The sequence below is a fragment of the Microvirga sp. Mcv34 genome (genome assembly GCF_024519725.1).
Classification (GTDB): Bacteria; Pseudomonadota; Alphaproteobacteria; order Rhizobiales; family Beijerinckiaceae; genus Microvirga.
In genome coordinates this window covers 1-333 of sequence record NZ_JALJRK010000300.1, presented here as the reverse complement: position 1 = coordinate 333, position 333 = coordinate 1, and the positions used below count along the sequence as shown (strand labels likewise).

Sequence of the window (333 nt, the reverse complement as noted above, 5' to 3'; positions counted from 1 at the left end):
GTTCATGGCCGGGGAGCCGATGAAGCCGGCCACGAACAGGTTGGCCGGACGGTCGTAGAGCTCGAGCGGCGCGCCGACCTGCTCGACCACGCCGTCGTGCATGACGACGATCTTGTCGGCCATGGTCATGGCCTCGATCTGGTCGTGGGTGACGTAGATGGTGGTGGTCTTCAGACGCTGGTGCAGCGCCTTGATCTCGGTGCGCATGGCCACGCGCAACTTGGCGTCGAGGTTGGAGAGCGGCTCGTCGAACAGGAACACCTGCGGGTCGCGCACGATGGCCCGGCCCATGGCGACGCGCTGGCGCTGGCCGCCGGAGAGCTGGCGGGGATA

General features: G+C 67.6%; 1 protein-coding gene. It reads right to left on the bottom strand.

Annotated elements, in window-relative coordinates; all coding sequences use genetic code 11:
- On the bottom strand, nt 1–333 hold a 333-nt coding region (locus OC446_RS30705), incomplete at both ends, for an ABC transporter ATP-binding protein (RefSeq protein ID WP_262032633.1).